Consider the following 21,803-nt stretch of genomic DNA (forward strand, 5'->3'; position numbering starts at 1 on the left):
TACTACCTTTGGACATCTATCTAATCGCTTTACGAATGCCTAAAACACTTCTCGAAACTCAGTACTTTCCCAGCATCGCATTTTTTGCATTTGCACATGGAAACCAAGGGATCATAATCGATCAGCACGAACATTACCACAAAGGCAGTTACCGTAACAGAACAGAAATCATGAGTGCACAAGGCCGATTAGCTCTAAGTGTCCCACTCAGCAGTGGAAAAAACAACCAACTTCCGATAATTGACGTAGGCATAAATAACGATGAGAACTGGGCATTGAATCACTTGCGATCCATAGAATCTTGCTATGGCAAATCACCATACTTTGAGTTCTACTACCACTATTTCGTAGACATTCTATCCCGAAAACATCAATTCCTATTTAAGTTAAACTTAGAAATTATAGAACTATTTTACAAAATACTTGGTATTGAAAAGAAGATCGTATTAACGAATAAGTTTATTGATGGAGACGAGACAAACATTGACCTAAAAAGAGATTTTATAAGCCCAAAATCTAAATATCAAGACCAACTTTCTCAAGAATTCATTTTTCATCAATATGACCAGGTTTTTATGGAGGAGCAGCCATTTGAACCGAATTTGAGTATATTAGATTTAATTTTTTGCATGGGTCCCGAAGCGCCCTTATATCTAGCTAAGATCAGAAAGAATAAATGAAAGAACATATAGATCAAAAGGCGACAGAGATTAAAAACAATCTCCAAGAAGTATTTCACGGATTGAATGAAATCGTCGCGAAAATCAACAATGATGATCTTGCATTAACTGCAGGTGAAGTTTCCAGAAGTATTCATGAACCATTCATGTTTGTAATCGTAGGTGAAGTGAAAGCCGGAAAAAGTAGTTTCATCAATGCATTGCTCGGATCAGATAAGGAAATTTGTAAAGTTGCACCTTCACCGATGACAGATACGATTCAACAAATTACTTACGGGGAAGATCGCGTAGAAATCATCAATCCCTTTCTGAAAAAGATCTACCAACCTGTTGAAATACTAAAGGATATCAGCATCGTCGATACGCCGGGAACGAATACCATTGTCGATCATCACCAAGAGATTACAGAGCGTTTCATTCCTTCTTCTGACTTAATTGTCTTTGTTTTCGAAGCAAAGAATCCTTACAGACAATCATCGTGGGAGTTTTTCGATTACATCAATACAGACTGGCACAAGAAAGTTATTTTTGTTCTTCAGCAAAAAGACTTGCTACCTATAGAAGACCTAACCATCAATATAAATGGTGTGAAAGCTCAAGCTGAAAAGAAAGGAATTGCTGAACCAAAAGTATTTGCAGTTTCTGCGAAACAAGAATTAGAACATGATACCGAAAATTCTGGATTTATCGAACTGCGTAAGTATCTGGAAGAAAACATAACAGGTGGTCAAACGCCGTTTTTGAAGCTTTTGAGTTCTATAAATTCAGGTCAACAGATCTTAGCTAGAATCAGTGCTGGCATTCAAGATCGGAAGAAACAATATGAATTAGATAAGGAGTTTCGAAAAGAAATTCGAGAAACACTGGATAATCAAGAGGATAAATCAATTAAACAAGTAGATAGTTTAGTAGAGAATTTGCTTAATGCATATGATCGTGTCACACTAACCAAGTTAAATGAACTGAGTGATGGCCTATCGATTCTCCCGATGTTCAAGCGTTCATTTTCTTCTATGATAGGAAGTACAAAGTCGGTTAAAGATTGGTTAGCTGAACTGCAAGCAGACTTGGAAAAGAATCTGAATAAACACTTAAAAGATAAGCTCCAAGACGGCGTCGTAGACATTGCAGATAGTATTCAAAACATGGCTAAGATCGTTGATCTAAAAATCAAATCTAGCACTACTGTCTTAAGAGATAATCATGAAATTTTTAGTGATATCGCTGAACGAAGAGCGAATGTACTAAAGGATCTTCAAGAAACATTTTCTTCATTCCTTAGCAGATCAGAAAATTATTACGACGATCAGATTATGGGCAATAGTAACATGACTCCAAATCTGGCAGCTGGAGGAGGAATTGCTGTCGTTGGGGTTATTCTGACTGCCGTGACAAATATCGCAGTATTCGATATTACTGGTGGAATTTTAGCTGCAACCGGAATCATATTTGCTGGATTTTCACTCGGCTTGAAAAAGAAGAAAATCGTAAAGAGCGTGAAAACAGAAATTGATGAAGGACGAACGCGAATTAATGAAGAAATCAGCGAAAAATTAGAAGCTTACATCGGAAGAATAAAGACGAAGATCGATGAAAATTTCGAAAAATTTGATCAGTTACTGGTGAAGGAAGGCGTTGCGCTAGAATCTCTTATTGCTAAAGAAAAAGACTTAGAAAATAAAATGTCAACCTATAAGACGGAGATAGAGGAATATCTAAAAACTGTCGTCTGATGTTATCACTTTAAGTGATGACATCAATTTAGATGTTGGTGCTGATTACTTCTCTAGTCTTTTTTATTTAAAAATATCAAACATTATTGCTAAATTCCCATATACATTGGAATAAGCATGACTACCAAAAAGAACATGACCCATATCAGGCCACGATTTGAATTCATTGTGCCGATGCAACATCTGGAGGTAATCAGCAAAATAAAGTCAAAACTAGAATCATCACCGTCCCAAATCACGGGCCACATCAGCAATGACCTAGTTACATTAGACATTATTCCATCTGAAGTTCATTATTGGTCTCCCCAATTAAATTTCCGAGTGGAAGAAGCTGAAGATAATAAGCAAAATTCAAAGATTGCAGGACTTATCGGTCCTAGACCTAATGTATGGACTTTATTCGTATTCATTTACTTCTCTGTAGGCATCATTAGTTTTTTCATTTCCTTATTCGCAGCATCCAAATATATGCTAGGTCAATACACACCAATGATATGGGCTTTCCCGATTGGTATTATCTTCATGCTAACCGCATTTCGAGTAGGAAAGTATGGTGAAAACCTCGGCCGCGATCAATCCAAATTATTCAAAGATTTCTTAAAAGACATTGTTGATTTTGAGGATTTGGATAAAATTCCTTAAACATTTAATAATTATTTTATCTGTACTATTTAATGTTCGAATCTGCCGGACTCAAACATTGACTGATATACCTAAAAGCTCCGTATGATTAAGCATCAGTGCTTAACATGTTAACTTTTCTCCGTAGTAAGTACCTCAACTTATTCGCTAATTCCAGCTCATTCGCAGTGAATGCAACCCATCAATTTTCAAAAGAATAAAACCAAGAAATCTATTCCTACCGTATCTGATTTTGTAGACGGGATAATAGTTTATCCTTCGTTTCATTTTCTTTTCAATTTAAATTCTTACAAACAATGAAAAAAATTTTACTGATTTGTTCTATGTTGATGATTTGGCATGCTGCTGAATCTTCATCTCATAGAGAAGCGCCGCTAATTGCTAATGATCCACTTGCAGATAATACAGATCTGTATGCTTTCAGAAGCCCTGACGATCCAAATATGATCACCATAATAGCGAATTATATTCCAGGCGAATTGCCTTTTGGAGGACCTAATTACTATACCTTTGGTGAGAATATCAGATATGAGATTCACATCGACAATGATGCTTCTATCGTAGGTGATGAAATAACTTATCGATTTACCTTCCACCAAGAAAATGAAGATCCGACAACCTTCTTTAATATAAGACTTGGAAAACAAAATTTAAAAACCACTTACACTTTAGAAAGAAGTATAGATGGAGGCGCTTCGTTTTCAACTATTATCTCTAATGGAGTTGTTCCACCACCAAATATTGGACCTAGATCTATCGAAGGTGGAGCTGGTTTAAACACCACTTACAATGAATTATTTCAGAGCGCAATTTTAACGGCCTCTACAGGTGAAAAAGTTTTTGCAGGTCCTGTAGATGATCCATTTTTCGTGGACTTAGGAGCTATTTTCGATTTGGGAGATGCAAAAAGACAAGACGGCCCGTCGAGAGATGCACTCGCAAAATATAATGTACATACCATTTCTATTCAGGTGCCAATTTCAACGCTATTAAAAGCAGGTGCACCGAGTACTCCAACTAATATCTTGGATGCAGACTATGTTATAGGAGTTTGGGCTTCAGCTTCAAGACCAGCAATTAAAACATTAAAATCTGATGGTACTTATGATGTAAGTGGTGACTGGATACAAGTTTCTAGACTTGGTATGCCTTTAACAAATGAAGCAATTATTCCAATAGGAAATAAAGATGCATGGAATAGGTTAACACCTTATGAGGAATTAGCAGAAACAACTTGGGATGAATATTTCTACAATCCTGAACTTGCTTTATACATGGATGATGACCAATTCGGAGGAGCAGTACCTGCATTCGCAGCACTTAGAGTTCAAAAATCGTCAAGAGGATCTTTTAATTTTTCGAATGGCCATGATGGTGTAGCATCTCTAGCAAATGGAGATTTAACAGGAACCGCTTTCGAAGCATACGGTAGTTTACTACTTATTCCAGGAAAACCTAGATCTGTTGATTTATGGCCAATATTCCATACTGGTGTTCCTAATGCAATTCCTTACCAACTTGCAACTGGAAAAGGTGGTAACCCACTAGGAAATGGAAAACCATTTATCAATAATTTTCTACCAAATGGTGGTGACATGTTAAGATTAAATATGGCTGTTCCGCCTACTCCACGAGATGATCCGAATTTTTCTTCTTTAGGTTTAGTGCAAGCAGCGGTAATCGGCTTAACAGTAGAACCCTTTAACACAACTACAGATCTTGAATTCATTCCTAATATGGATGGTTTTCCAAATGGTAGAAGACTGGAAGATGATGTAACCAGAATAGAATTACAAGCTGTAAGTGGTGTTGTGCTAGCAGCAATAGGTTTATGGTATGATGACTATGATCCATCTACTTCTCCTAGCCCTGTAACGCAAGATCTACTCAATGTTCTTACCTATACAACAGGTGTAGAGAAGAATGATGTTCCTTTTACAACTTCATTCCCTTATATGGCTCAGCCTTGGAGAGGAACTGCAGTTAGACAATAGATTATTAATTACTAGAAAGAAATTCTTTAACGGCCGAAATAAGCCTCTAAGATTAAAAAATATAAAAATGAAAAAATTTAAAAAATTCAAACTTCTATTATGCTTGGTCATAGTATTAGTAACCATGACTCAAATAATGGCATCTAGCCACCGTGAAGCACCGCTTATTTCTTGTGATCCACTCGCTGATAATGTAGATGTGTATGCTTTTCGTAGTCCTGATAATCCGAATACCGTTACGTTAATTGCAACTTATATTCCTTTCCAATTACCGCAAGGAGGGCCGAACTACTACACTTTCGGAGAAAACATTCGTTATGAAATTCATGTAGATAATGACGCTTCTATCGTGGGAGATGAAATTACATACAGGTTCACCTTTAACATTGAAAATGAAGACCCAACCACTTTTTTCAATATGAGATTAGGTAAGCAAAATCAAAAAGCTACTTATACTTTAGAAAGAAGCTTAGATGGAGGACAAACGTTTTCTGTTATCGTCGAGAATGGAATCGTTCCACCTAATAATATAGGAGAAAGATCTATTACAGGCGGAGCTGGGCTAAACACTACTTATGATGCATTATGGAATGGAGGTATTACAACTGCTTCTACTGGGGAAACCGTATTTGCAGGTCCAAGTGATGATCCATTCTTTGTGGATCTAGGAGGTATTTTTGATTTAGGCAATGCACCTCGTCAAAACGGAAAAGCTGTTGATGGTGTCGGTTGTTACAACGTAAGTACACTTGCTATACAAATACCAATTTCAACTCTTTTAAAATCTGGAGCTGCGGCATCGCCAAGTACGATTCTTGATCCTGATTATGTTATAGGAGTTTGGGCTTCCGCTTCTCGTCCTGCTATACAGACTTTATCTGCAACAGGTGCACCTAGCTTTTCTGGAGATTGGGTACAAGTTTCAAGACTTGGAATGCCTTTAACTAATGAAGCAGTTATTCCAATAGGTTATAAGGATTTTTGGAATTCGATAACACCATATGATGAGTTAGCAGAAACAGAAATGGATGAGTTTTTCTACAATCCAGAATTAGCATTATATATGGATGATGACCTATTCGGTGGAGCAGTTCCAGCATTCGGTCCATTAAGAATTCAAAAAGCTTCTTTAGGAGCATTCAATTTCAGTAATGGAGGAGATGGCGTATCTGCTCTAGCAGATGGAGATCTTACAGGAACAGCTTTCGAAGCATATGCTAGCTTACTCCTTATACCTGGTAAACCAAGAGCTGTGGATTTATGGCCAATTTTTCATACAGGAGTTCCGAATGCCATTCCTTACCAACTTGCAACTGGAAAAGATGGCAATCCACTAGCTGCTGGTAAACCCTTCATTAACAATTTCTTGCCTAATGGCGGAGATATGTTAAGACTGAATATGGCCGTTCCAGTAACACCTAGAGATGATGCTAATTTCAGTTCTTTAGGATTAGTACAAGCAGCAGCTATAGGATTAACAGTTGCTCCTTTTAATACGACAGCTGATCTAGAATTTATACCGAATATGGATGGATTCCCGAACGGAAGAAGACTAGAAGATGATGTTACAAGAATAGAATTACAAGCAGTAGGCGGAGTGGTTCTGGCTGCAATCGGACTATGGTATGATGATTATGATCCAGCAAACTCTCCAAGTCCTGTAACACAAGACTTATTAGACGTATTAACTTACTCTACTGGTGTAGAAGCAAACGATAAACCGTTTAATTCATCATTTCCATATGTTGCACAACCATTTAGTGGAACTGGAGCATGTAGTGGTGAAATTATAGAAGACGAAGTTGCTCAGGAAATGATTAATAATCCTTCGTTTTTTGTTTCTTCGAATACTTCCTCTACAATCGGAGTTTATGACATAGAAGATGATGGCAGTATCAGCATGGGGAATATTTCTTCTTCTGCGATGGATGCTGATGGAATTTATTACAGCGAAACGGATGATGTACTTTACCAACTGAATAGAACGGACAATGTTATAAATGCATATAGTAATGCTATAGAGAATTATCAAATGTCTGCTTCACCAGAGTTAACAGCTACTTCTTCTTCAGACTTTACTAATGGTAGAGAAATTGCTGTCGTTGGAAATTCGCTTACTGTTGCACAAGATGCAGACGAAAGTAATGATATGGTGAATAAGTTAGTAACCTATACGATTAGTCCTTCAGAAATAACATTAAGCAAAACAAACGATGTAAGTATCAATCTGTGGGGAATTCACATGACAGCGAATAACCTATACGCAATCATTGACAATTCTAACGAGCTTGCAATTTTCGAAGGTTTTCTTAGTGCTGGCGAAGGGACACTTGAGCCTTCTAGAACTGTAGTGATTGACAGTATGATCAGAACACATGGGATAACCTATATTCAAGATCAAGATTTAATGATTTTAACCGATGTTGGCTCAGGAAGTGATCCAGCAGATGGAGCTATTGTAACGATTCAAAACTTCACACAAGCAAGTGCAGATGGAGTTATTTCAATGGATGAGCAAGTTAGAATAGTAGGTGCTTCTACTTTCTTAGGCAATCCTGTTGATGTTGCTTACGATGCTGCTTCAAGTCAAATTTTCGTAGCGGAGAGAGCAAATGGAGGTGGACGTGTATTAGGATTTAACGTAACAGATAGTGGAGATGCAAGTCCTTTTTACAATGAAATATTTGCAGGAGCTTCAGCGATTTACTTAGAGAATTACAATCTAGAAATCGAAAGTCCTATGCTTAATGTTTTTGATCCTAATTTTAGCGATGATTTCTTAATTAGTGCAAAATTAAGCGGATCTAATGAAGTACCTGGAGTTTCAACTGAAGCCTTAGGTGTCGCAACCATAACTTTTACAGAAAATTATTCTATGGCTACGCTTAACGCAACGGTAAATGGACTTTCATCTGAATTTGCAGGTGCCCACATTCACTTTGCTAAACCTGGCGAGAATGGTGATGTTGTTTTTAATTTTACTGAAAATTATACAGAAGGAAGAATCCAATCTACTTTCGCAGTCACAAGACAAGACGTAGAACGTTTTATCACTGGAGATTACTACCTTAATATTCATTCTGAAAATTTCCCAGGTGGTGAAATAAGAGGAAATCTAGGATTAGAAGCTGCTACTTCATTCTATGCTAAAATAGAAGGAAATCAAGAAGTACCTGCAGTTGATACTGATGGTAGAGGATTAGCATCCATTCATTACACTTCTAATACTAATGTTCTTGAAATAAAAGTTCAAGCTTCAGGATTATCTGGACCAATCACAGGAATTCACCTACACAGTGCCGATGAAGGTGCAAACGGTGATGTAGTAGAAAATCTTACTCCTTATTTAGTAGGGAATACGGTCAATGTTAAACTACAAGCAGGAGATTATATTAATATGATGAAAGCTGGTGGATTGTATGTTAACATTCATACCGCTGCCAATCCAGGAGGAGAAATCAGAGGACAAATCGTACCACTTGGTGGAGCGCTAGTCTTTGATTCTTGGTTAGCTGGAAGTCAGGAAGTTCCTGCCCTAGATAATAATAGTTTCGGCTTAGCAATTGGTTGGATTAAGCCTTCTTTAGATAGTGTTTACGTTGCAATAGTTGCTGATAATACAACGGGGGAAATAACTGGAGCTCATTTTCATAATGCAGTTTTAGGAGAGAATGGTGATGTTGTTTTAAATTTATCGGATTTCATTATGGATAACATGATCGAAACTTCAAATGCATTACCTATAGATGAATCATTTTTATCTCAATTTCTATCTGGTGATCTGTATTTAAACCTTCACTCTGCTACTTTCCCAAGTGGAGAATTAAGAGGACAAGTTTACAGAATCGCTCGTGATGGATATGCCTATGATGTATGTCAAGAACAAGAAATCCCGAGTCCTGTAAACGCTGGAAATGCTGCCGGTTCTGGAATGATTGCCTTCAATAGAGACTTTGATGAAATGCATATGATGGTCGTTGCGAATGAGCTTAGCTCGGATTTCGCAGGTGCTCATATTCATAACGCAGCGACTGGAGAAAATGGTGATGTGATATTTAACATGACCGATAGATGGGAGAATGGCGGAACATTCTTTTATGTAACGGACGAGTTTAATGCTTCATTAGCAAATATGATTCAGTCAGGAAATACGTATGTGAACATTCATACTTCTAATAATCCTGACGGAGAAATCAGAGGACAGATTGTTAAAATGCCTAATTGTCCATTCTCGTCTTCTACTATAGAAATAGGCGAAGAGCAAATAGGTATCAATATGTATCCTAATCCTACTTCTGGAAAATTAATTTTGGAATTAGATGGAGAGCAAACTCTATTATCAAACTCTAATATTCAGATTTACTCTATCTCTGGTCAATTATTATCTGAGCAGCAGATTTACAACAACACGAGCAATGTAGATGTGTCTAATCTAGAAAGTGGTGTTTATTTCTTAAATATCAGAAATGAAAATTTCACACATTCGATCAAATTTACAAAGATCGACTAAGACTCAAGAATACTCATGCGACCTGAAGAACCGCATGAAATGGTTTTAATTTTTTGAAAAGAAGGGCTGCACATTATTGCGGCCCTTTTTTATTTAAGCTAGAAAAAAACCAAACATCGAAATGTAAGCGTAACTATCCATGAAGGCAACTTCAAATTTTCAAAATCTTCAAATCATAATAAATGAAAAATCTTACATTCAAAACTAAACTCTTTTCCCTTGCACTACTGACAATAATTGTAGCCATTACTTATTCATGTAGCGCTGACCTTCCCGCATCTGGTAATGATGAGCCACAGATTGCCACACTTATCAATAGAAGTGAGGTCATCCAGAACGGCAAAGAATGGGATGATGTTCAAAACAACTTCAGTAATTTCAAAGCAAACATTTCAAATAATCCAGATGATGCTCAATCCAAAATTCAAATGGCACAACTCTATATCGGCGAGGCCAGAGTTACAGGAGAACACGGACATTATTATCCAGCAGCATTGAGCGTTCTTAATTCCGCACTTGATCAAAAAGACATTTCTAACGATATGAAATTCCTCGCCCTAACAACTAAGGCAGGAGTCCAATTATCACTGCATGAATTTGCAGATGCTCTAGCAACTGGGAATGAAGCTGCATTAATGAATCCGTCGAATGCTCAGATTCATGGTGTATTAGTCGATGCCAATGTAGAATTAGGAAACTACGATAAGGCGATTAAACTGGTCGATAAAATGATGATGATCAAACCCGACATTAGATCTTATAGCCGTGTCTCTTATTTAAGAGAAATATATGGTGATGTGGATGGTAGTATCGAAGCCATGATTCTAGCAGTTAAATCTGGGTATCCAGGACTTGAAGAAACCGCTTGGGCAATGCTTACACTAGGGAACATCTATGAACAATATGGTAAACTAGATATGGCCATGTCAGTTTATGAGCAAATCCTAGAAATGAGGCCAAATTATCCATTTGCCGTAGGCGCAATAGGTGATATCCAAGCTTCTCAAGGATTGTATACAGAAGCAGAAGCCACTTATAAAAAAGCCATCAATATCATTCCAGAAGTTGGATTCTACGTTTCATTAGCAAATCTGTATAAAACACAGAAAAGAGAGGATGAAATGAAGGATTTGATAGCTGAAATTATGGTAATGCTAAAGGATGACACCGACAGTGGTCATAATATGAACTTAGAATACGCTTCGCTCTATCATGAAATTTTAGAAGATCAAGAGAAAGCTTTAGAATTTGCTATGATAGAATATGAAAAACGTCCTAAGAATATAGACGTTAATAGAATGCTGGCTAAAATCTATACTTCGAAAGGAGAGCAAGATATAGCAAAAGAATATTTACTTGTTGCTAAGTCAACCAATTCTCAACATCCTGAACTCGCTTCTATCTAGAAATAAAGAAATAACTTTCAACAATTAAAAAATTACGATCATTCCATATGTTCGTAATTTTTTTTGCCTCCTTTCAAACGAATAGTGCTATGTATACAGCAATTTCGCACTGAACTAAACTTCCTCAAGAATTTTATTTTCATTACACTATCCCACTAAGCCGAAAATAATATCACTGATTTCAATTGGATTTCTTGCAATAATTCCAAATTATATTAAATTTGTGTAATCGATTACATTAATATATAATTATGACCAATTTTAATTTTAGATACGCAACAAACCCAACTGATTTCATAAAATATTCAACGGACGAACTCAGGAATCAATTTCTAATTTCTGACTTATTCGTTTCAGGAGAAATCAACCTCACCTATTCAATGTACGACAGATATATCGTAGGTGGTATCATGCCTAATGCATCAGCATTAGCTCTTGAAACCATCCCCTACCTTAAATCTGAAAACTTCCTTGATAGAAGAGAATTAGGAATTATTAACATCGGCGGAAAGGGTGTCGTTACGGTGGATGGTACATCCTATGAACTAGATAAAAAAGAAGCTCTGTATGTAGGAAAAGGGAAGAAAGAAATAACCTTCTCCAATGCTGGATCTGATCAAGCTCTATTTTATATCAACTCAGCGCCTGCACACAAAAGTTTTCCAACCAAAAAAGTGGGAAAAGATAATGCCGAAATTGTACAATTAGGTGATGAGAAATACGCAAACCGAAGAGTTTTGTACAAGTTGATCGTGAACTCTATCGTTGAAACATGTCAACTCCAAATGGGACTAACGGAATTAAAAGAGGGAAATGTATGGAATACAATGCCTGCACATACACACGAAAGAAGAATGGAAGCCTACTTCTATTTTGGCTTAGAAGAAGAGCAAACCATCTGCCATTTTATAGGACAGCCCCAAAACACTAGACATATCTTCTTACAGAATCAACAGGCTGTCTTGTCACCAGAATGGTCTATCCACTCAGGAGCTGGAACATCTAGCTACTCATTTATCTGGGGAATGGCAGGAGAAAACTTAGACTACAGTGACATGGATGTATGCCCACCAAATCAACTAAGATAACTGGGTAAGTAAGCAATATTTATAGACCAATTTATTATTAATCGAAATCAATGAAGAAAGCATTTATCCACGATAATTTTTTACTAGAAAATAGTTTTGCAGAGGAGCTGTATCATACCTATGCGAAAGATCAACCGATAATTGATTACCATAATCATCTTCCTCCTAAGCAAATTGCGGAAGACACCATCTTTAATAACATCACTAAAGTTTGGATCAACGGAGATCATTACAAGTGGCGTGCAATGAGAACGCTAGGAATAAATGAAAAATTTATAACTGGATCTGCAAATGATGAAGAGAAATTTAATGCCTGGGCTAAGACGGTTCCTTATACGATGAGAAATCCACTCTATCATTGGACACACTTAGAACTAGCAAGGTATTTTGACATTGACATCCTCCTGAATGAGCAATCAGCTGGAAAGATTTATCAGGAAACTGCTAAAAAGCTAAGTTCATCTGAATATAGTTGCAGAAATTTACTGTTAAAATCAGGTGCTGAAACAGTTTGCACGACGGAAGATCCAATCGACAATCTGAAATTTCACCAAGAAATAGCAAAAACAGATTTCAAGGTAAAAGTCAGCACCGCTTTCAGACCTGACAAGTCCATTCTCATTCTTAATGATGGATACAATAATTATATCGATACGCTCGGAATGGCAGCTGATATTAATATCTCGACTTATAAAGATCTTTGCGATGCACTTAGAAAGCGAATAGAATATTTCCATTCGATGGGATGTAGGCTTTGTGATCACGGACTTGATTACATCAGTTTCGAACCATCTAGTACTAATGAAATAGAGCATATCTTTTCTAAAAAGAGAGCAAATAAAGAGGTCAGTATTCATGAAGCCGAGCAATTCCAAAGCGCGATCCTACTTTACCTTGCGGAGACTTATCATGAATTTTCTTGGGTGCAACAGTTTCACCTTGGTGCACTGCGAAACAACAATGCTCGGATGACCAAATTACTAGGACCTGATACTGGTTGGGATTCAATAAGTGATTACCCACAAGCGAGAAATTTATCTAGATTCCTGAATGCGCTGGACACCAAAGATAAATTGACCAAAACCATTCTTTACAATCTGAATCCAGCAGATAATGAAGTCATCGCAACGATGATCGGAAATTATAATGATGGTAGCATCAAGGGTAAAGTACAATTCGGATCAGGCTGGTGGTTTCTAGATCAGAAAGATGGGATGATTAAGCAACTTAATGCCCTTTCTAACATGGGACTGATCAGTTGTTTCATAGGTATGTTAACCGACTCTAGAAGCTTCCTATCCTTTCCAAGGCATGAATATTTCAGAAGAATTCTATGCAACTTATTAGGCGATGAAATGAAGAGAGGCGAGCTTCCGGAAGACATCGAATGGATCGGCAAGTTGGTTTCTGACATCTGCTATTTCAATGCCAAAGAATACTTTAATTTTTAACCAGAAAAAACAAAAAAACAAATGAGTACAGTAGTAACTTTTGGAGAAATCATGTTAAGACTAGCCCCACAGGGATTTTTAAGATTTTCACAAGCAAATAGTTTCGAAGCAATATACGGCGGAGGCGAATCTAATGTTGCCGTTTCACTCGCTAATTATGGTATTGATGTGGATTTCGTTACCCGATTACCTAAAAATGACATCGGAGAATGTGCGATGATGGAGATGAGAAAAAGAGGTGTCGGAACCGACCAGATCATCTATGGAGGAGATCGTCTAGGAATCTATTTTCTGGAAACTGGCGCTGTTTCTAGAGGAAGCAAGGTGGTTTATGATCGAGCTCACTCTGCAATGGCAGAGATAGAACCTAACATGATTGATTGGGAAAAAGTATTCCAAGGCACCAAGTGGTTTCACTGGACCGGAATTACTCCAGCCATTTCCCAAGGAGCTGCTGATGCCTGCTTAGAAGCGGTAAAAGTCGCAAGCAAATTAGGAATAACCATTTCGACGGATCTAAACTATAGAGCCAAACTGTGGAATTATGGAGGAGATCGAGAAGCGATTATGACAGAACTAACTTCCTACTGTGATATTATTCTTGGTAATGAAGAAGACGCTGAGAAGCATTTCAATATCAAGCCAGAAGGATTAGACATTACCACACAAGGTCATGAAGTTTCGGGCCAAGCTTTTCTTTCAGTTTGCAAACAAATGATGGCTAAATTTCCGAAAGCACAAAAAGTAATAACTACACTCAGAGGTTCTATTTCTGCATCACATAATTCTTGGGCTGGTGTCATGTATGATGGAGAAAAGATGTACGAATCTCGACAATATCAGATCACACACATCGTAGACCGTGTAGGAGGTGGCGATAGCTTTATGGGCGCATTAATTTATGGATTACTCACCTACCCTAGTGAGGACCAGAAAGCTTTAGATTTTGCTGTTGCTGCTTCTTGCTTAAAACATACGATTTACGGTGATGCGAATTTAGCAACCTTAGAAGAAGTGGAGAAATTAATGGGAGGAGATGCTTCTGGGAGAGTTTCTAGGTAAATGTTTTAATCTTAAATCTTTCAGAAACCTCTAATTACATTCTTTAACCCTTTATTATGATTACATCACAACATACAGAACAAAAATCGCTAAACCGGCTAGCTATAAATCTTAGTGAAAAACTGCCTATTAAAATCGTTCAATTTGGAGAAGGTAACTTCCTTAGAGCCTTTATTGGATATGCTTTTCAAAGACTAAATGATGAAATCGAATTTGATGCTGGAATAGCCGTTGTCCAACCTATAGAAAAGGGACTTGTTAATTTGCTTAATCAACAAGATGGCCTCTATACCCTTTTCATGAATGGGATTCGAAAAGGAGAAGAATTCCAGGATAAATTATTAATCTCTAATATTGTTCAAGGCGTAAATCCTTACGAAGATTTCAATACTTATCTGGAGTTGGCCAAAGAAGAAGAACTTGAATTTATCATTTCTAATACTACAGAAGCAGGGATAGCATATAAATTGGAAGAATACAATGAACTTAAGCCAGCTGATACTTTTCCAGGTAAGTTAACCCAGTTTCTTTACACTCGCTTCCAATATTTTCAGGGTAATGCTGATAAGGGATTAACTATAATTCCTTGTGAATTAATCAACCATAATGCAGATACACTTCGAGGTATCATTCTAAAATATATAGAAGATTGGGATTTAGGCGAAGCATTTAAAACATGGATGCTAACAAACAATAGCTTTCACAATACCCTTGTTGATCGTATCGTACCTGGGTATCCGAGAGCTGACATTGACCATTATAATAGTAAATTACCTTATGTAGATAAGCTAATCGTTACTGCTGAAACGTTTCTCTTGTGGGTAATAGAAGGGGATGAAAGGTTAAAAGAAAAACTACCCTTCCATAAGTTAGGAATGAATGTGAAAATAGTGGATAATATGCAGCCATATAGAACGAGAAAAGTTCGAATTCTGAATGGTGCACATACTGGTATGGTTCCATTTTCCTTGTTGTTTGGAAATGAAACCGTGAAAGAAACCATAGATAATGACTTCACGGGAGTATTTATCAGAGACGCAGTTTTTGATGAAATTATTCCAACTTTAGACATGGATAAAGAGGAATTAAGAATATTTGCCGATGATGTGCTAGATCGATTTCGAAATCCATTTATAAAGCATCAATTAGCAGATATTGCTTTAAATTCTATCGCAAAATTTAAAGTGCGAGTGCTTCCAAGTTTGTTAGCCTTCGAATCTGCGAATAGTCAACTTCCTATCAACTTAACTTTTTCGTTTGCGTGCTTAATTCGTTTTTATCAAGGAGAATGGAAAGGTAAAAAATTACCAATTAAAGATTCAGAAGATGTAATTTCGATGTTTAATACTTTCTGGAATGAGCCTCAGATTAGCGCAGTTGTAGAAAAAGTACTGGGTCATGAGGCTTTCTGGGGTCAGAATTTGAATCTAGTTGATTCACTGACAGATACGATTACGTTAGCTCTTGAAGAAATTGAAAAAAATGGAATTAAAGATGGTTATATTAATTTCCGAAATCAACTTGAAGTAAAAAATTAAAATGCAAAATCAATTAATAAAAGTTCACCCTAATGATAACGTTGCGGTTGCTCTAGTCAATCTAAAGAGCGGTCAGCAAATTAATTTTGAAAATCAAATGATGCTCACCGTTTCAGACGTCAAGGCAAAACATAAATTAGCCTTGGAGGATTTTGAAATTGGTACCAGAATTATAATGTATGGTGTTCTAGTCGGAAAAGCTTCTAAAGAGATCAAGAAGGGAGAAGTCCTGACGACAGAAAATGTAAAGCATCAAAGCGATAAGGTAGAAGGCAAAAATGATACTTTTTCCTGGACGCCACCGGATATCGAAAAATGGAAAAAAAGGACATTCGAAGGCTACAGAAGGCCTGATGGTCAAGTAGGAACTGAAAATGTATGGATTTTCTTTCCGCTTGTATTCTGTGAGAACAGAAACATCGAAGTATTAAAAGATGTCTTCGAAAAAGAGTTGCTTACTCAAAAAACAAACAGCCATAGAATGTTGCTGCGATCGCTAGTGAATGGAGGAAGCCAAGAACCAGCGATTAATGAAGATACAACTGATGTTTTCAGCAATATTAAAGTAAAATTCATCACGCATCCTGGCGGCTGTGGTAGCATCAGACAAGATTCTGAAAGCTTAGCAAAACTACTAGCAGGTTATGTGAATAATCCGAATGTAGCAGGAGCCACTGTCCTTAGTCTGGGCTGTCAAAATTTACAAATCGAGATATTTAAAGATGCTCTAAAAGCTATAAATCCTAATATTAGCAAACCTGTTTTAATTTACGAACAGCAGCAAATGGGAACAGTCGATAACATGCTAAGTACCATCATTAAAGATTCATATGAAGGTATCAAAAAAGCCAATGCTATACAAAGAGAAACCTTCTCACTCTCCAAATTAAGAATAGGTCTTGAGTGTGGTGGATCTGATGGTTTTTCAGGAATTTCAGCGAACCCTACGCTGGGATATGTTTCAGATCTCCTTGTTGCACTGAATGGAATTGCTATTCTTTCTGAATTTCCAGAACTTTGCGGTGTAGAGCAAGAATTAGTAAACAGATGTGTGGATGAAGATTCAGCAAAGAAGTTCCTTTCGCTTATGAAGGCGTATGAAAAAACGGTCATCGATGCAGGATCAGGATTCGACATGAATCCTTCCCCTGGTAATATCAAAGATGGACTAATTACAGATGCAATGAAGTCTGCAGGTGCCGCAAAAAAAGGAGGAACGTCGCCAGTTGTTGATGTGCTAGATTATGGAGAATACATCACCAAGCGAGGATTAAACCTTTTATGTACACCTGGAAATGATGTAGAAAGTACAACAGCTATGGTAGGCTCTGGAGCGAATATCGTTTTATTCACAACAGGTCTCGGAACGCCTACTGGGAATCCTATTGCGCCCGTTATTAAAGTTTCTTCGAATTCAGAACTGGCAAGTAAAATGAGTGATATCATCGATGTAGACACTGGACCTGTTATCAAAGGGGAAAAGAGCATCGCGGAAATGGGAGAAGCTTTACTCGAGTACATCATCGATGTAGCAAGTGGAAAAATTGAGTCGAAAGCCGTCTCCTTAAACCAAGATGATTTCATACCTTGGCGAAGAGGCGTTTCTCTGTAGGGAATACAGTACTTACTACTTAATGGGTAACCTAGAAGATGAATCTCTAATCAGAAGCTCAGGAGCGAGTACTACTTTCTTCTGAATTTTCACATTATCGTTATTGGTCACTTGCTCTAAAAATACATTGGCAGCAATTTTACCCATATCTCGCGGAGACTGATCAATAGTGCTCATTGATAACTCCATAAATTTGGTGAACGGCTCATTGCTAAAGCCTACGACGCAAAAATCCTGTGGAATCTTTATGCCTTGGGCTCGTAATTCTTGGATGGCTCCTAATGCGACAAAATCACTGGCAGAGAAAATGGCATCTGGTCTTTCTTTTAATTTCAATAATGCACGAGTTGCTTTTTGTCCATCTTCTACCTTGCTACTGGTGTGAATTAAGAATTCCTCTCGAAATTCAATTCCATTATCACTTAATGCTTCTCGATATCCTTTGTATCTATCTTCATATATTTCTATAGCAAAATCACCAGCGAGGTGAGCAATCTCCTTGCAACCTTGATCTATTAGATGTTGAGTAGCTTTATATCCTCCTTCGAAGTCATTAATGGTTACCGTACTAACACCTTCTATGTCTTTTTTTCTATCAAAGAAAATAAGTGGAATTCCTTTTTTTACAATCCTTTTTATCGCCTTGTTCTTTTCTGAGGTCTCCAATGTTAAAGACATAATGATACCATCTACTTGTGCATTGATTAAAGCATCGATATTTTCAATTTCCAATTTTTCATCATCATGTGACTGGCAAATGATGACTTGATAACCTTCTGAATGTAAGTTCTCCTCAATACCTCTAATGACAGCTGAAAATATATTTCGATCGATTCTAGGAACAATCACGCCGACGTTATTACTTTTCCCACTTTTCAACGCTAAGGCAAGTTTGTTCTGCCTATAATTCATCTCTTCAGCTGTTTTAAAAACAAGCTCTCGAGTTTTCTTGCTAATTTTAGAGTTATTGCTTAGAGCTCTAGAAACTGTTGCTGCTGTAATGTTCAGTCTTTTTGCTATATCGTAAATGGTGGTTCTATCACCCATTATTCAATTTCCTTTAATGACATTGATAAAGCAAAAATACATTTAAAATATAGAAAGATATCTCCCCGAATACATCAATAAATTAAAATATTATCGATTACACGGATAAAATATAGCGCCAACTTTCATTAATATTCAGCATAAATTAACATTTCACCATGATTTAAGGGAATATTAATAAATTGATTACCATTTAAAATGGTTGAAATATAACTTTTAGTAATCGATTGCATATCATAAAATTGGGTTCTAGATTCCATCATGAAATGTCATCAATTAATCCATAATTCGTATGAGAAAATTTACTTTCATTTCTATTTATTTGATTTTAAGTTTATGCATTTCACTGCTATCTTCCTGCAAAGAAAGTTCATCCATTAATCAATCAAATCTTGAATTAAATCAATCTGATCCTTGGGACCAATTACCCGATATATTAAATAAGATCACCCTTCCGACATTTCCTGATGCTCAGTATAATGTATTAGAATATGGCGCAGTTAAAGATGATGGTAAAGACGATACCGATGCATTTCGGAAAGCAATTAATGCATGTACAGAGAAAGGTGGAGGTATGGTTGTCGTACCCGCTGGTATCTATCATTCTTCAGCGATCCATCTTAAAAGCAATGTAAATTTCCATATCCAAGAAGGAGCTGAGATTCTATTCAGTACAAATCCAGCTGACTATCCAATGGTTTCCACTGCCTATGAAGGCATCGAGTGTATTAATTATTCCCCCTTAATTTATGCGTACAAGCAAACGAATATTGCGGTTACAGGAAAAGGAATACTAAATGGACAAGCAAGCAATGAAAACTGGTGGATATGGAAAGGTAACAAGGAGTATGGCTGGTCTGAAGGCATGCCTAATCAGAAAGATAGCACCAGTCTTCCAAGACTCATGTCCAGCCAAGATAATGGCATAAAAGTAGAAGATCGAATCTATGGGAAAGGGCACTACCTTCGGCCCACATTCATCGAGCCTAATACTTGTGAGAAAATCCTAATCCAAGGAATCACCATAAAAAATGCTCCTTTCTGGGTGATTCATCCATTCAAGTCTAAGTTTATAACCGTCGATGGAGTGACTGTAGATAGCCACGGACCGAATAACGATGGATGTAATCCAGAGTATTCTAAGTATGTCTTAATTAAGAATAGCACCTTTAATACAGGAGACGATTGTATTGCCATAAAATCAGGGAGAGATGCAGATGGTAGAAGAGTCGGAATTAAAAGCGAAAACATAGTCGTCCAAAATTGCAAAATGATCGATGGTCATGGAGGAGTAGTTATCGGAAGTGAAGCTTCTTCTGGCGTTCGAAATATCTTTGTAGAAAACTGCAATATGGACAGCCCGAACCTAGATCGAGCAATCCGAATTAAGACAAATTCACGTAGAGGTGGCGTTATCGAAAATATTTATGTCAGAAATTTAGAAGTAGGACAAGTTAAAGAATGCGTCCTCAAATTGAATATGTTTTACGGCATTTATGCCAATCAAAGTGGCGACTTCGTACCAACTATTCGTAATATTCACCTTGAAAATATAAATGTGAAGAATGGTGGAGAATATGGAATTTTAGCTAAAGGACATCCTGATTCTCCTATTACGGATGTCTACCTCACTAATGTCACTGTGGAAAAAGTTGATTCGCCATATTCTATTGAAAATGTAAACAACATTCACTTTTCGAATACAACTTTTAATGGTAAAAAAGCTGATGATCCTAAAATTTAAGAAAAACGATAATGATGAAAATATCAAACCATTTACAAAAATCAAAAAGAATTACTTTACAGATTGCAATGACACTAACTATGCTCCTATTCTACCAATCGGTTAATGCGCAAGACAAAGCAAAAGATTCTGAAGAAGCCTTTACCATTGAAAATTGTGTAAACACCTTCTCTCTAGAGCAAACCGATAAAACAAAAGTAGGCTATCAATATTGGTTTGTGGATAAGCATTTTGTCGATGGTCGCACGATAAAAATGTCTGTCGTAGAGCCTCATGGAGCGACCCATGCACCACACACTCATGAAAACGATGAATTCTTTTATATTTTAGAAGGCTCCGCCAAATTTCATCTAAATGGAGAAAATACGATTGTAGGACCAAACACAACGTTATATTGTCCACCTAATAGTACACACGGAATCAGCAACGCTGGCGACACAGAATTAAAATATTTGGTACTTAAGAAATATGATGTAGAAAAGAAATAGTTTTATATTCATAATTTCCCTGCATAACGCAAAACCAAGCATTTCCAGATATTAAAATATTCTAACCATGAAAACAATTTTAGTCTTATTATGTGCCACTTGTATCGCATTTGGGCAAAAAAAACAAGTCAAAATCTATACTATCGGTGATTCGACGATGGCAGATAAAGTAGATCCTGATAAAAATCCTGAAAAAGGATGGGCACAACTACTTCCCATATTCTTTAATGACAATGTTGTAATTGATAATCATGCAGTAAATGGAAAAAGTTCTAAAAATTTTCGAGATTTAAAGCTTTGGGAAAAGGTATATGATCAATTGCAAGAAGGCGATTATGTGATCATTCAGTTCGGTCACAATGACATGAAGGACAAAGACCCTGCTCGCTTCACGAATCCGCATTCTACTTACCGTCATAACTTCATTAATTACGTGCGAGAAACTAGAGAAAAAGGAGCCATCCCGATTATATGCTCTTCTATCGTACGCCGTAAATTCAACGAGCATGGAACCTTGATCGATACACACGGCGACTACCCTCTTGCAGCAAGGCTTGTTGCCGAAGAATTCGATGTTCCATTTATCGATCTTCAGTACTACAGCGAATTATTAGAAGTGAAGTATGGCGTAGAGGGATCTAAAAACTTACACCTCCATTTTGCTCCGAATGAGAATGAATACTTTCCTAAGGGCTTGGAAGATAACACACATTTGTCAGTTCTGGGCGCAACTGAAATATCGAGAATTTTCGTTAATGAACTGAAAAAGATTAATCATCCTTTATCCGCATATCTAAAAGATTTATAG

General features: G+C 37.0%; 15 protein-coding genes. 14 read left to right on the forward strand and 1 reads right to left on the reverse strand.

The genetic code is table 11. From position 1 onward, the window contains the following. Positions 1-35 precede the first annotated feature (35 nt). The 11 genes from L2586_RS07990 to L2586_RS08040 all read left to right on the forward strand — a co-directional run bounded on the left by L2586_RS07990 (position 36) and on the right by L2586_RS08040 (position 17,716). Entirely contained in the window at positions 36-680 is a 645-nt protein-coding gene (locus L2586_RS07990) for a WbqC family protein (RefSeq protein WP_235292344.1), read from the forward strand. Continuing rightward, on the forward strand, positions 677-2,413 hold the full coding sequence (locus tag L2586_RS07995; protein WP_235292345.1) for a dynamin family protein: 1,737 nt from the start codon (positions 677-679) through the stop codon (positions 2,411-2,413). Before L2586_RS07990 ends, L2586_RS07995 begins: the two co-directional genes overlap by 4 nt. A 117-nt stretch (positions 2,414-2,530) precedes the next feature. After that, positions 2,531-3,055 (forward strand): MptD family putative ECF transporter S component, encoded by a 525-nt coding sequence (locus L2586_RS08000; protein WP_235292346.1) that lies wholly within the window; start codon positions 2,531-2,533, stop codon positions 3,053-3,055. 296 nt (positions 3,056-3,351) lie between these two features. After that, positions 3,352-5,049, forward strand: a complete 1,698-nt coding sequence (locus tag L2586_RS08005) for a DUF4331 domain-containing protein (RefSeq protein ID WP_235292347.1) — start codon at positions 3,352-3,354, stop codon at positions 5,047-5,049. 67 nt (positions 5,050-5,116) lie between these two features. Continuing rightward, complete coding sequence (locus L2586_RS08010; protein WP_235292348.1) at positions 5,117-9,559, forward strand: DUF4331 family protein; 4,443 nt, start codon at positions 5,117-5,119, stop codon at positions 9,557-9,559. 182 nt (positions 9,560-9,741) lie between these two features. Beyond that, positions 9,742-10,965, forward strand: a complete 1,224-nt coding sequence (locus L2586_RS08015) for a tetratricopeptide repeat protein (protein WP_235292349.1) — start codon at positions 9,742-9,744, stop codon at positions 10,963-10,965. Between the two features lie 251 nt (positions 10,966-11,216). Further along, complete coding sequence (gene kduI / locus L2586_RS08020; RefSeq protein WP_235292350.1) at positions 11,217-12,053, forward strand: 5-dehydro-4-deoxy-D-glucuronate isomerase; 837 nt, start codon at positions 11,217-11,219, stop codon at positions 12,051-12,053. Positions 12,054-12,103: 50 nt separating this feature from the next. Then, the gene (gene uxaC, locus L2586_RS08025; protein WP_235292351.1) at positions 12,104-13,504 is read left to right on the forward strand and encodes a glucuronate isomerase; all 1,401 of its coding nucleotides are present in this window, start codon (positions 12,104-12,106) and stop codon (positions 13,502-13,504) included. Positions 13,505-13,525: 21 nt separating this feature from the next. After that, positions 13,526-14,566, forward strand: a complete 1,041-nt coding sequence (locus L2586_RS08030; RefSeq protein WP_235292352.1) for a sugar kinase — start codon at positions 13,526-13,528, stop codon at positions 14,564-14,566. Positions 14,567-14,622: 56 nt separating this feature from the next. Next, complete coding sequence (locus tag L2586_RS08035; protein WP_235292353.1) at positions 14,623-16,104, forward strand: tagaturonate reductase; 1,482 nt, start codon at positions 14,623-14,625, stop codon at positions 16,102-16,104. Position 16,105: 1 nt separating this feature from the next. Then, positions 16,106-17,716, forward strand: a complete 1,611-nt coding sequence (locus L2586_RS08040; protein WP_235292354.1) for a UxaA family hydrolase — start codon at positions 16,106-16,108, stop codon at positions 17,714-17,716. Positions 17,717-17,731: 15 nt separating this feature from the next. Here L2586_RS08040 and L2586_RS08045 read toward each other — a convergent pair whose 3' ends face one another. Further along, positions 17,732-18,763, reverse strand: coding sequence for a LacI family DNA-binding transcriptional regulator (locus L2586_RS08045; protein WP_235292355.1), 1,032 nt, complete (start codon positions 18,761-18,763; stop codon positions 17,732-17,734). A gap of 292 nt (positions 18,764-19,055) precedes the next feature. Here L2586_RS08045 and L2586_RS08050 point away from each other — a divergent pair, with 292 nt between their 5' ends. The 3 genes from L2586_RS08050 (at position 19,056) to L2586_RS08060 (ending at position 21,803) form a co-directional block, all read left to right on the forward strand. Next, a complete protein-coding gene (locus L2586_RS08050; protein ID WP_235292356.1) occupies positions 19,056-20,507 on the forward strand; it encodes a glycoside hydrolase family 28 protein in 1,452 nt (483 codons plus the stop codon). A 14-nt stretch (positions 20,508-20,521) separates the two neighbouring features. After that, entirely contained in the window at positions 20,522-20,995 is a 474-nt protein-coding gene (locus L2586_RS08055; RefSeq protein WP_235292357.1) for a cupin domain-containing protein, read from the forward strand. Positions 20,996-21,062: 67 nt separating this feature from the next. Continuing rightward, positions 21,063-21,803, forward strand: coding sequence for a rhamnogalacturonan acetylesterase (locus L2586_RS08060; protein ID WP_235292358.1), 741 nt, complete (start codon positions 21,063-21,065; stop codon positions 21,801-21,803).

Source organism: Portibacter lacus (assembly GCF_021533215.1).
Classification (GTDB): Bacteria; Bacteroidota; Bacteroidia; order Chitinophagales; family Saprospiraceae; genus Portibacter; species Portibacter lacus.